The 12,115-nt window shown below is 64.1% G+C and carries 8 protein-coding genes; 2 read left to right on the top strand and 6 right to left on the bottom strand.

Annotated elements, in window-relative coordinates; translation table 11 throughout:
• Window positions 1-37: 37 nt before the first annotated feature.
• Together mfd and EB230_RS19325 are read right to left on the bottom strand one after the other, a co-directional pair.
• On the bottom strand, window positions 38-3,535 hold the full coding sequence (gene mfd / locus EB230_RS19330) for a transcription-repair coupling factor (RefSeq protein WP_172373644.1): 3,498 nt from the start codon (window positions 3,533-3,535) through the stop codon (window positions 38-40).
• Between the two features lie 131 nt (window positions 3,536-3,666).
• Window positions 3,667-3,954 (bottom strand): succinate dehydrogenase assembly factor 2, encoded by a 288-nt coding sequence (locus EB230_RS19325; protein WP_172373642.1) that lies wholly within the window; start codon window positions 3,952-3,954, stop codon window positions 3,667-3,669.
• Window positions 3,955-4,046: 92 nt separating this feature from the next.
• On the opposite strand from EB230_RS19325, the gene recG reads away from it, so the two are divergent.
• Complete coding sequence (recG, locus tag EB230_RS19320; protein WP_056576609.1) at window positions 4,047-6,155, top strand: ATP-dependent DNA helicase RecG; 2,109 nt, start codon at window positions 4,047-4,049, stop codon at window positions 6,153-6,155.
• On the opposite strand, the gene EB230_RS19315 is transcribed toward recG, so the two are convergent.
• The 4 genes from EB230_RS19315 to EB230_RS19300 form a co-directional block, all read right to left on the bottom strand.
• Window positions 6,107-6,859 carry a DUF502 domain-containing protein gene (locus tag EB230_RS19315; protein ID WP_056576606.1) on the bottom strand — a complete coding sequence of 251 codons (753 nt, stop codon included), beginning with the start codon at window positions 6,857-6,859 and terminating at the stop codon, window positions 6,107-6,109. The genes recG and EB230_RS19315 overlap by 49 nt on opposite strands.
• A 91-nt stretch (window positions 6,860-6,950) precedes the next feature.
• The gene (gene glmS, locus EB230_RS19310) at window positions 6,951-8,774 is read right to left on the bottom strand and encodes a glutamine--fructose-6-phosphate transaminase (isomerizing) (protein WP_171883291.1); all 1,824 of its coding nucleotides are present in this window, start codon (window positions 8,772-8,774) and stop codon (window positions 6,951-6,953) included.
• A gap of 196 nt (window positions 8,775-8,970) precedes the next feature.
• Complete coding sequence (glmU, locus tag EB230_RS19305) at window positions 8,971-10,347, bottom strand: bifunctional UDP-N-acetylglucosamine diphosphorylase/glucosamine-1-phosphate N-acetyltransferase GlmU (protein ID WP_056572169.1); 1,377 nt, start codon at window positions 10,345-10,347, stop codon at window positions 8,971-8,973.
• 142 nt (window positions 10,348-10,489) lie between these two features.
• Complete coding sequence (locus EB230_RS19300) at window positions 10,490-11,236, bottom strand: cytochrome c biogenesis CcdA family protein (protein WP_056572171.1); 747 nt, start codon at window positions 11,234-11,236, stop codon at window positions 10,490-10,492.
• Window positions 11,237-11,407: 171 nt separating this feature from the next.
• Here EB230_RS19300 and EB230_RS19295 point away from each other — a divergent pair, with 171 nt between their 5' ends.
• The gene (locus EB230_RS19295; RefSeq protein ID WP_172373640.1) at window positions 11,408-11,785 is read left to right on the top strand and encodes a hypothetical protein; all 378 of its coding nucleotides are present in this window, start codon (window positions 11,408-11,410) and stop codon (window positions 11,783-11,785) included.
• Window positions 11,786-12,115 lie beyond the last annotated feature (330 nt).

The following is a 12,115-nucleotide window of genomic DNA, read 5'->3' as shown; positions in this document are numbered from 1 at the left end:
GACCGGAATTTCAGCGCTGGCGAATGGGCAGGGTAGGCTATGCCGCCTTCTCCACCAGCCTTGCCAGTTGCGTCATGACCACCGCCGAGCCCGCCAGACGCTTCTCGGCCGTTGGCCAGTCGCGGGTGAAGACGACGCTGTGGTCCGGCCGGATCTTGGCCAGTGAACCCTGCTCGCCGATGAACTTGACGAGGCCGACCGGGTTGGAGAATTCGCGCTTGCGGAAATGGATGACGACGCCCTTCGGCCCGGCATCGAGCTTTTCGACATTGGCCTTGCGGCAAAGTGCCTTGATGAAGACGATCTTCAGGAGATGCTTCACCTCGTCCGGCAGCGGGCCGAACCGGTCGATGAGTTCGGCGCCAAAGGCATCGATCTCCTCGGTGTTTTCGAGGTCGCCGAGACGGCGGTAGAGCGCCAGCCTGAGCTGCAGGTCCGGCACATAGCTTTCCGGGATCATCACCGCCGTGCCGACGGCGATCTGCGGCGACCAGCCGCCATCCTGCACCTCGCCGGAATCCTTCACCTCAGCGACGGCCTCCTCCAGCATCTGCTGGTAGAGTTCGAAACCGACCTCCTTGATGTGGCCGGACTGTTCTTCACCCAGAAGATTGCCGGCGCCCCTGATATCGAGATCGTGGCTGGCGAGCTGGAAGCCGGCGCCGAGCGTGTCGAGCGACTGCAGCACTTTCAGCCGGCGTTCGGCCGTGTCGGTCAGCTTGCGGTTGGCCGGCAGCGTGAACAGCGCATAGGCGCGCACCTTGGAGCGGCCCACGCGGCCGCGCAACTGGTAGAGCTGCGACAGGCCGAACATGTCGGCGCGGTGGATGATCAGCGTGTTGGCGGTCGGGATGTCGAGACCGGACTCGACGATCGTGGTCGACAAAAGCACATCATATTGCCCGTCGTAGAAGGCATTCATGATGTCGTCGAGTTCGCCCGGCGGCATCTGGCCATGGGCAACCGCCACCTTCAGTTCAGGAACAGATTCCTTCAGGAAATCATGGATTTCCGCGAGATCGCTGATGCGCGGAACGACATAGAAGGAATGCCCGCCACGATAGCGCTCGCGCAGCAGCGTCTCGCGAATGACCAGCGGATCGAAGGGCGAGATGAAAGTGCGCACCGCCATGCGGTCGACCGGCGGTGTGGCGATCAGCGACAGTTCGCGCACGCCCGTCAGCGCGAGTTGCAGCGTACGCGGGATCGGCGTCGCCGACAGCGTCAGCACATGGACATCGGTCTTCAGGTCCTTCAGCCGTTCCTTGTGCTTGACGCCGAAGTGCTGCTCCTCGTCGATGATCAGCAGGCCGAGATTCTTGAACGAGATCGAGGATCCGAGCAGCGCATGGGTGCCGACAACGATGTCGACCTGGCCCTCGGCCAGCGCCTTCTTCGTTTCGGCGAGTTCCTTGGCGCCGACCAGCCGTGAGGCCTGGGCGACACGGATCGGCAGGCCGGAAAACCGCTGCGAAAACGTCTTGAAATGCTGGCGCGACAACAGCGTCGTCGGCACCACCACGGCGACCTGGAACCCTTCCATGGCCGCGATGAAGGCCGCGCGCAGCGCCACTTCGGTCTTGCCGAAGCCGACATCGCCGCAGATCAGCCGGTCCATCGGCTTGCCGGCGCCAAGATCGTCGCGCACCGAATCGATCGCCGTCTGCTGGTCGTCGGTCTCCTCATAGGGGAAACGGGCTGAGAATTCGTCATAGAGGCCTTCAGCCGGCACCAGCGCCGGTGCGGCGCGCATCTGCCGCTCGGCGGCGATGCGGATCAGTTGCCCGGCCATGTCGAGCAGGCGCCGCTTCAGCTTTGCCTTGCGCGACTGCCAGGCGCCGCCGCCAAGCTTGTCCAGCGTCGCTTCGGCCGAGTCCGAACCGTAACGCGACAGAAGCTCGATGTTCTCCACCGGCAGGAACAGCCGGTCGTCGCCGGCATAGTGGATTTCCAGGCAATCATGCGGCGCACCGACCGCTTCGATGGTGCGCAAGCCGATGAAACGGCCAATACCGTGGTCGGCGTGGACGACGATATCGCCGGCCGACAAGGCCGAAGCCTCGGCAATGAAGTCGGAGGCGCGCTTCTTTCGCTTCGAACGCCGGATCAGCCGGTCGCCCAGAATGTCCTGTTCGGCGACGACGACCAGTTTTTCGGTCTCGAAGCCGGATTCGAGCGGCAGCACCGCAAGAGCCGCCTGCCCCGGCTCGAGCTGTTCGGCTTCCGCCAGCGTCTCGACCTGCTTGAGATTGCCGAGATGGTGCTCGGCCAAGATCTGCCCAAGCCGGTCGAGCGAGCCCTCGGTCCAGCCGGCGATGACGACACGGCGGCGCGCGGCGCGCTCGTCGGCGATGTGCCTGACGACCACATCGAACACGTTGACGTTCGGATCGGCGCGCTCCTCGACGAAGCTGCGGCCATGGCGCGAGCCGGCGTGATAAACCTTTTTCGCACCGGCATCGGGCGCATCGAAGGGCGTGAAATCGATCGCTTCGCGCGGTCCGAGCGAGGCGATCAGGTTTTCCGGCGACAGGTAGAGCAGATCGGGCGCCACCGGCTTGTAGGGCACCGCATCTTTCAGCGCAGCGTCGGCCTGCTTTTTACGCGCCTCATAGTGGTCGAGGATCAGCGTGTGGCGTTCGGCCAACGCCTCATGCGCCAGATGGTCGAAGACAACCGGCGTGTCCGGCAGATAGTCGAACACGGTCTCCAGCCGCTCGTAGAAGAACGGCAGCCAGTGCTCCATGCCGGCAAACCGCCGCCCTTCGCTGACCGCCGCGTAAAGCCCGTCGTCGCGCTGCGGTGCGCCAAAGGCCTCGATATAGGAGCGGCGGAAGCGGCTGATGGTTTCGGGCGTCAGCGCCACTTCGCTCATCGCCTGCAATGCCATCGACTTGCGCTGGCCGGTAGTGCGCTGCGTGGCGGCGTCGAAGACGCGGATCGATTCCAGCGTGTCGCCGAAGAAGTCGAGCCTCAGCGCCTCGGTCCAACCCGGAGCGAACAGGTCGAGAATGCCGCCGCGCACCGCGAATTCGCCGATGCCGCGCACCGTCGGCACGCGCTCGAAGCCTGACGTCTCCAGCCGCGATACCAGCGCGTTCATGTCGATCTGGTTGCCGGGCCTGGCGTGAAACGTCTGCGCCTCGACAAGATCGGCCGGCGGAATGCGCTGCAGCAGCGCATTGGCGGTGGTGAGGATGACGGCGCGATGCGGCTTCTTGGCCAGCGCGATCATGGCGGTCAGCGCATCGAGGCGCTTGGCGGCGGCATCCGAACCGGGCGAGACTCGGTCGTAGGGCAGGCAATCCCAGGCCGGCAGTTCCAGCACCGGCAGGCCGGGTGCGGCGAAGGCCAGCGCCTCGATGATCGCCGGCAGGCGCTGGCCATCGCGCGCCACGAACAGCACCGGCTTGTCGGGCGCGATTTCCAGGGCCGCCTGCACCAGCGCGAAGGCTTCATAGCCGTCGGCGACGCCATCGACGATGAACTGGCCGGCGCGGCCTTTCGGCAGACCAATGGTGGGAATGAGGCTCATCAAATCACGGTCTTGTTTATCGCAATTCCCATGGGAAAACCGTTTCGCGCTTTTCCTGGAATTGCTTGTTTTCAGTTTGTCGCAATTCCGGACGGAAAACCGCTTCGCACTTTTCCTGGAATTGCTTTTGTTCAGAATGTAATGGTCCGGCGGGACGCCAGGATCTTTTGCAGGACGGCGCAATCGATATCCGCCGGGATCGGCCGTTCGCCGGTGATCAACGGCAGGAATTCGGTGTCGGGAATGTCGAGGAGCCTCTCATATTGGTCGATTTCCTCGTCGGTCAAGGCACCGATCTCCGCGTCGGCGAACGTGCCGAGGATCAGATCCATCTCGCGCATGCCGCGATGCCAGGAACGGAACAAGAGCTTGCGGCGGTGGGCGTCCAGCCCCTCGCTTGATCGTTTCGTTCCGGTCATTGTGCCGCATCCTCGCTTGCTGCGGCGCATATAGCGTGGATAGAAGGTGCTGTCAGCCTTGCGCTGAGGCCGTCGCGACATAAGCTGACATTATGCGTCCTTCCATACTCGATCCGCTGTTCGTCCCGATCACTTCGCTTGCCGGCGTCGGGCCGAAGGTTGGCGCGTTGATCGAGAAGGTCGTCGCCGCTGATCTTGGCGATCGCGCGGCCCGCGCGGGCGACCTTCTGTTCGTGCTGCCGCATACCGTCATCGACCGCCGGAGCCGGCCGGGCATCGCAGGTTCCGCGGAAGGCCAGATCGTCACGCTCGACCTGCGCATCGACCGTCACCAGCCTCCGCCGCGCGGCAACAGGTCCGTGCCCTACAGGGTCTACGCCCATGACGATACCGGCGAAATCGGCCTGACCTTTTTCCATGCGCACGCCGCCTACCTCGAAAAGACGATGCCTATCGGCGAGCATGTCGTGGTCTCGGGCCGCATGGAATGGTTCAACGGCCGCCCGACCATGGTCCACCCCGATCATATCGCGCTGGCCAGCGAGGCGGAAAACCTGCCGCTGGTCGAACCGGTCTATCCGCTGACCGCAGGGCTCTCGGGCAAGGTGCTGCGCCGGGCGATCGGCCAGGCGCTGGCACGCTTGCCCGAATTACCGGAATGGCAGGACGGCGCCTTCATGCGCCGGCATACCTTTCCCACCTTTGCCGACGCGCTCACCCGTATCCACAATCCGGCGGACCCGATCGACGTTTCCATCGACGGCGCTGCCTGGCGGCGTCTTGCCTATGACGAGTTGCTCGCGGGCCAGGTCTCGCTGGCGCTGGTGCGGGCAAAGATCCGCCGTCTGTCCGGCCGTCCCCTGGTCGGCGACGGCCGCATCGTCGAGAAACTGCGTGCGGCCCTTCCCTATTCGCTCACCGCAAGCCAGGAATTCGCGCTCGCCGAAATCAATGCGGACCTCGCCGACCCCGAGCGCATGCTGCGGCTTCTGCAGGGCGATGTCGGTTCGGGCAAGACGGTGGTCGCCCTGCTTGCCATGGCGCGCGCCGTCGAGGCGGGCGGCCAGGCGGCATTGATGGCGCCGACCGAAATCCTGGCGCGCCAGCATCTGGCGACGATCGCGCCGCTTGCCGCCAAGGTCGGGCTGCGCATCGCCATCCTCACCGGCCGCGAGAAGGGCCGCGAACGCACCGAAACGCTGGCTGGTCTGGCGAGCGGCGAGATCGATATCGTCGTCGGCACCCACGCCCTGTTCCAGGAGACGGTCACCTTCCACGACCTGGTCCTGGCCGTGATCGACGAACAGCATCGCTTCGGCGTTCACCAACGGCTCGCCATCACCGCCAAGGGCGATGCGCCCGACATGCTGGTGATGACCGCGACGCCTATCCCACGCACGCTGGTGCTGACCGCCTTCGGCGACATGGATGTCTCGAAGCTGACGGAAAAGCCGGCCGGCCGCCAGCCGATCCGCACCGTCACGCTGCCGCTCGAGCGTCTCGACGAACTGGTTGGCCGCATGGAGGACGCGGTCGCCGGAGGCCAGAAGATCTACTGGATCTGCCCGCTGGTGGAAGAATCGGAAGAGATCAAGCTGATGTCGGCCGAAGACCGATTCGCTTCGCTGAAGCCGCTGTTCGGCGACCGCATCGGCCTCGTCCATGGCCGCATGAAGGGCGCCGAGAAAGACGAGGCCATGCGCGCCTTCAAGGAGGGCGAGACCCGCATCCTGATCGCCACCACGGTCATCGAGGTCGGTGTCGACGTACCGGACGCCACCGTCATGGTCATCGAGCATGCCGAACGCTTTGGCCTTGCGCAGTTGCACCAGCTGCGCGGCCGCGTCGGGCGCGGCGACAAGCCCTCCTCCTGCGTGCTGCTCTACAAGGATCCGCTCGGCGAGACAGCAAAACGCCGGCTGTCGGTAATGCGTGAGACCGAGGACGGCTTTTTGATCGCCGAGGAAGACCTCAAATTGCGCGGCGAAGGCGAGCTCTTGGGGACCCGCCAGTCCGGCACGCCGGGGTTCCAGGTCGCGCGCATCGAGGCGCATGCCGATCTGCTGGAAGCCGCCCGCGACGATGCGAGGCTGATCCTGTCGCGCGACCCCGAGCTGCAGTCCGATCGCGGCGAGGCGCTGCGCCTGCTGCTCTACTTGTTCGGCCGCGACGAGGCGGTGCGGCTCTTGCGCGCCGGATGAGGCCCTAGCGGCGGATTGGCGACCGTTCCGTTGATCGGCTCGCCGTTCAGCGTCACCAATTTCGTCTTCACCTCGGGCGCCACCAGCCCGGCCGAGACGATCAGCTTGGCGCCGTCCTCGATCGTCATGTCGAGCAGCACGATGTCCGACTTCGGCACGTACATCAGGAACCCGGTTGTCGGATTCGGCGTGCAAGGCATGAACACGGCGATCAGCGGATCGCCTTCCTGGTCGAGCTTCTCATTGATCTCGGTTTCTTTTTCGCTGGCGACAAAGACCAGCGACCACACGCCCTTGCGCGGATATTCGACCAGCCCGACCTGTCGGAACATGTCGCCCTTGTTCGACAGCACGGTCTCGAAGATCTGCTTCAGTGAGCCATAGATACCGCGCACCAGCGGCATGCGGCCGAGCAGGCGCTCGCCGAAACCGACAATGGCGCGGCCGACAATGTTGGCGGCGAGGAAACCGATCAGCGTGATCAGGATCAGCGCGACGATCAGCCCAAACCCCGGCACCGGAAACGGCAGATAGGTGTCGGGGCTGTAGCGCGCCGGAATATAGGGCTTTACCCAGGAATCGACCCAGCCGATGAACGACCAGGCGATATAGGCGGTGATCGCCAGCGGCGCACAGACGATGAAACCCGTGAGGAAATAGTTCCTCAGCCGGGTCATGCCGGAGGTCTTCGGAGCATCGGACATGGTTCACCGGGGCGCGGGTTGCAGCGCAACATTAGTGAACCGGACGGCCGTTTGGAACTGCGAAGTTTTTAAAGAGCGCCTGTTGCGGCCCCTATTCCACCGTGACCGATTTCGCCAGGTTGCGGGGCTGGTCGACGTCGGTGCCCATGAAGACCGCGGTGAAATAGGCCAGCATCTGGATCGGCAGCGCATAGATGATCGGCGAGATGATTTCGGGAACGTCCGGCAGGATGATCGTCTCCATCGTCTTCACGCTCGCCTGCGCCGCTCCCTTGCCGTCGGTGATCAGGATGATCTTGCCGCCGCGCGCCGCCACTTCCTGCATGTTGGACACGGTCTTCTCGAAGATGCGGTCATGCGGCGCGATCACGATGACCGGCATGTTCTCGTCGATCAGCGCGATCGGCCCGTGCTTCAACTCGCCCGCCGCATAGCCTTCGGCATGGATGTAGGAGATTTCCTTGAGCTTCAGCGCGCCTTCCATGGCCAGCGGGAAATTGGTGTCGCGGCCGAGATAGAGCACATCGGAATAGCGCGACAGGTCCCGCGCGATGCGCTCGATCTGCTCTTCGAGCTTGAGCACCTGGTTGGCATAGCGCGGCGCTTCCGAAAGCGCCCGCACCAGGGTCTTCTCCTCATCCTTCGAGATCGTGCCGCGCGCCACGCCGGCGCGCACCGCGAGCGAGGCCAGCACCGAGAGCTGGCAGGTGAAGGCCTTGGTCGAGGCGACGCCGATCTCGGGTCCGGCCAGCGTCGGCAGCACGACATCGGATTCGCGCGCCATGGTCGATTCCCGCACATTGACGACGGCGCCGATCTTCATGCCGGCCTTGCGGCAGTAGCGCAGCGAGGCCAGCGTGTCGGCGGTCTCGCCCGACTGCGAGATGAAGAAGGCGGCATCGTTGGCCGACAGCGGCATCTCGCGGTAGCGGAACTCCGAGGCGACATCGATGTCGACCGGCAGCCGCGCATAGCGCTCGAACCAGTATTTGCCGATCAGGCCGGCGAGATAGGCGGTGCCGCAGGCCGAGATCGCCAGCCGGTTGATCCCTGCGAAGTCGAACGGCAGGTCGAGCGGCTTCGAGACGCCGGAGACGAAGTCGACATAATGCGCCAGCGTGTGCGAGATCACCTCGGGCTGCTCATGGATCTCCTTCTCCATGAAATGGCGGCGGTTGCCCTTGTCGACCATGAAGGAGGTCGACAGCGACTGCTGGCGCTTGCGCTCGACTTGTCCGCCGTCGATGTCGAAGATGGCGACGCTGTCGCGGCGCACCACCGCCCAGTCGCCGTCCTCCAGATAGGTGATCGAATTGGTGAAGGGCGCCAGCGCGATGGCGTCGGAGCCCAGAAACATCTCGCCGTCGCCATGGCCGACGGCCAGCGGCGGGCCGTTGCGGGCGCCGACGATCAGGTCTTCGTCGCCCTTGAACATGATGGCCAGCGCAAAGGCGCCTTCGAGCCGCTTCAGCGCCTGGTGCGCCGCCTCGACCGGCTTCAGCCCCCTGGCCAGTTCGCGCGCCACCAGATGGGCGACGACCTCGGTGTCGGTCTGCGAGGAGAAGGAATAGCCGTCGCGGGTCAGTTCATCGCGCAGCTCGGCGAAATTCTCGATGATGCCGTTGTGGACGATGGCGACACCGTCGGAAAAATGCGGATGCGCATTGGTCTCGTTGGGCACGCCATGGGTTGCCCAGCGCGTGTGGCCGATGCCGATCGTGCCACCGAGCGGCTCGTCCTTGAGCCGGCGTTCGAGGTTGATCAGCTTGCCCTCGGCGCGCCGGCGGCCAAGCTCGCCCTTCTCGATGGTGGCCACGCCGGCCGAGTCATAGCCGCGATATTCGAGCCGCTTCAGCGCGTCGACGATGAGCGGCGCAACCTGCGAATGGCCGACGATTCCAACGATACCGCACATGCAGACAGTCCCCGATTCCCCATGGAAAACCAGCGCTATTTAGGGATGGCCGGCCTGCCGTGAAAGTCACATTGCATTTCGCCCGGTGTAACGGACGCTTGCGTACGCATGCACCATGCCAGACTGCCCTTGCAATCCGGTTACTGCAATTGTTCGGCTTTTCGATTGCTTCGGGAAGCAACCTACCGACCGACCGCTAATGATCGGCGCCGGCGGCCTTCTTCTTCGCCGCCGCGGCCGAGGCGAAACGCTCGCGCAACTCCTTGCCCTTGCCGGGAATGGTCTTCTGGCGGGCGCGGCCGAAGGCCAGCGCGTCGTCGGGCACGCTTTCAGTGATAACGCTGCCCGACGCGATGTAGCCGCCCTTGCCGATCGATACCGGCGCCACCAGCGAGGAGTTCGAGCCGACAAAGGCGCCCTCGCCGATGTCGGTGAAGAATTTCGAATAGCCGTCATAGTTGCAGGTGATGGTGCCGGCGCCGATATTGGCGCCCGCGCCGACGCGGGCATCGCCGATATAGGTCAAATGGTTGACCTTGGCGCCCTCCTCGACAACAGCCTGCTTGACCTCGCAGAAATTGCCGACCTTGGCCTTCTGCCTGAGATCGGCGCCCGGCCGCAGCCGAGCGAATGGCCCGACATCGCAATTGGCCGCGATGGTGGCGCCTTCGATATGGCTGAAGGCATGGATCCTGGCGCCGCCGGCGATCTTCACGCCCGGGCCAAACCAGACATTGGGTTCGACCAGCGTGTCGGCGCCGATCTCGGTATCGTGCGAGAAATAGACCGTTTCCGGCGCGATCAGCGTCACGCCCGACAGCATCGCCTCCTGGCGTCGACGCTGCTGCCAGATGCCCTCGGCCTGCGCCAGTTCGGCGCGGTTGTTGATGCCGAGCGCATTCTCGAAACTGGCTTCGGTGGCGACGACATCGAGACCTTGCGCGCCCGCGATCTCGACAATGTCGGTCAGATAATACTCGCCCTTGGCATTCTTGTTGCCGACCGCGTCGAGCAGCTTCAGCGCATGGGCGCCGGCGACCGCCATCATGCCGGCATTGCAGAAGGTGATTTTCTTCTCCGCTTCGGAGCAGTCCTTCTCTTCGCGGATGGCGATCAGCTTGCCGCCTTTTTCGACCAGCCTGCCATAGCCGTTTGGATTGGGCGTTCGGAAGCCGATCACCGCGACGGCCGCGCCTTCGGCGAGCTTCATCCGCGCCAGGGTCAAGGCCTCCGCATCGATCAGCGGCGTGTCGCCGAACATCACCAGGATGTCGTCATAACCCCTTGATATCGCTTCGCGGGCTGCAAGAACGGCATGCGCCGTACCCAAGCGCTCTTCCTGCACGAAGGTCTCGGCCTTGGGTGCGAACTTCGCCACCGCCTTGCGCATCTCTTCTGCGCCATGGCCAATCACGATCGTATCGCTGCTGGCACCGGCGGCGTCCGCCGCCTTCACCACATGAGCGACCATCGGCAGGCCGGCGATCGGATGCAGCACCTTCGGCAGCGCGCTCTTCATGCGCGTGCCTTCACCGGCGGCGAGGATAACGGACAGGCAGGATCTCTGGCTCATGGATTAGGCAACCATCTGAAAAGGGCTGGGAATCAAACTCATGCTAGCAGCGGCGCCATGCTGCACCAATGCGGTTAAATTCCGGTGAGATGGCGGAGAGCAGCTGACTCTTAATCAGCGGGTCCGCAGTTCAACCTTACGCCTACCCCAGCCGCCCCAGCACCGGGAAATTCTCCAGCAGCCAGTAGGACACCGTCTGCACGCCGCCGGTGAGGAAAAACACGCCGGCGACCACCAGCAGCGCGCCGATCGCCTTTTCGACCCGGCCGAGATGGACGCGGAATTTACCGAGGAAGCGCATGAAGGCGCCGGAAAACAGCGCGGCGATCAGGAAAGGTATGCCGAGCCCCAGCGAATAGGCGGCAAGCAGGAGAGCACCCTCGCCCACTGTTTCTCGCCCGCCGGCCAGCGTCAGGATCGGACCCAGCACTGGGCCGATGCAGGGCGTCCAGCCAAAAGCGAAGGCCAGCCCCATGACATAGGCGGCGACGGCACTGGCCGGCTTGCCCTGCGACTGGAAACGCGCCTCGCGCGACAGCAGCGGAATGCGCAGGATGCCGAGGAAATTCAAGCCCATCAGGATGATCAGCACGCCGGCGGCCATCGCCAGCGGCTCCTGCCAGACGCGCAGCAGCCGGCCGATGGTCGAGGCGCCGGCGCCGAGCGCCACGAACACGGTCGAGAAGCCGAGCACGAAGGCGATCGAGGAATAAAGCAGCGCGCCGCGCGCGCCCTGCCTTGCCGTCACGCCAGCGTTGCCGCGGAAATCCTCGACCGACACGCCGGCCATGTAGCAGAGATAGGGCGGCACCAGCGGCAGCACGCATGGCGACAGGAACGAGATGGCCCCTGCCCCGACCGCGCTGACATAGCCGATGTCCAATGCCATTCCCTGAGCTCCGACTGTTTGGCGACGATATAGCGACACGCGGGTTTGTCCGCCAATCACCATCATGTGGCAAGTCATCGCGGGGCCGGGAAGAAAGCACCCGCGCACGGCGTTGACACAAGGAGACCGCAATTTCCCGCGCGTCTCCAGATATCAGCCAGGGAGAATTCCATGAAAACCATAACCATAGGACTGGCCGCGCTCCTATTCAGCACTGCCGCATCCTTCGCCGCCGATGCCTGGAAGGAAGCCAACGTCGGAGGCACGAAAATCTACACCGATGCCAAGGGCATGACGCTTTACACCTATGACAAGGACGAGAAGGGCAAGTCGAACTGCTACGACAAATGCGCCGCCAACTGGCCGCCGTTGAAGGCCAAGGCCGGTGCGAAGGCTTCCAAAGGATGGACGATCGTCGACCGTACCGACGGCACCAAGATGTGGGCCTATGATGGCAAGCCGCTCTACACATTCATCAAGGACAAGAAAGCTGGAGATGTGAGCGGCGATGGTGTCGCCGGCGTCTGGCATATCGTCAAGGCCGACTGAGCCTCTATTCCCGTTCCCGCTCGCTGGCGGGACATGGAGCTGGCCGCCGGCGTCCCCCGATGCATCTGGCGGCCAGCTTCTTCTTGCGCAACGTGAGCCAGGCTCCTCGCTCAACGCAATTCGTCGACTCATCGGAAGCGCGCAGTCGTTTTCGCCGACTTGCGGCCCCCAACTCTCCTGATCGAAATTCTGTGATTTTCTCCATACACTCTTAGAGTGTATTGCTGCCGGCGGCCTCGCAATTTGGGCGCTTCCCCTTGACCGGATGCAAAAGCGCGGCCATGTGAGCGACAAACAGAAACGAGATTTCGTCGCGCGCAGCGGAATTCT

The organism is Mesorhizobium sp. NZP2234, assembly GCF_013170765.1.
Taxonomy (GTDB): domain Bacteria; phylum Pseudomonadota; class Alphaproteobacteria; order Rhizobiales; family Rhizobiaceae; genus Mesorhizobium; species Mesorhizobium loti_D.
Note: the sequence above shows the minus strand (reverse complement) of the source record. Positions and strands in the feature narration are given on the sequence as shown.

Excerpts from the sequence above, each read along its gene's own strand:
- mfd (WP_172373644.1), bottom strand. The coding sequence starts at position 3,535 with ATGAGCCTCATTCCCACCATTGGTCTGCCGAAAGGCCGCGCCGGCCAG.
- EB230_RS19325 (WP_172373642.1), bottom strand. The coding sequence starts at position 3,954 with ATGACCGGAACGAAACGATCAAGCGAGGGGCTGGACGCCCACCGCCGC.
- recG (WP_056576609.1), top strand. The coding sequence starts at position 4,047 with ATGCGTCCTTCCATACTCGATCCGCTGTTCGTCCCGATCACTTCGCTT.
- EB230_RS19315 (WP_056576606.1), bottom strand. The coding sequence starts at position 6,859 with ATGTCCGATGCTCCGAAGACCTCCGGCATGACCCGGCTGAGGAACTAT.
- glmS (WP_171883291.1), bottom strand. The coding sequence starts at position 8,774 with ATGTGCGGTATCGTTGGAATCGTCGGCCATTCGCAGGTTGCGCCGCTC.
- glmU (WP_056572169.1), bottom strand. The coding sequence starts at position 10,347 with ATGAGCCAGAGATCCTGCCTGTCCGTTATCCTCGCCGCCGGTGAAGGC.
- EB230_RS19300 (WP_056572171.1), bottom strand. The coding sequence starts at position 11,236 with ATGGCATTGGACATCGGCTATGTCAGCGCGGTCGGGGCAGGGGCCATC.
- EB230_RS19295 (WP_172373640.1), top strand. The coding sequence starts at position 11,408 with ATGAAAACCATAACCATAGGACTGGCCGCGCTCCTATTCAGCACTGCC.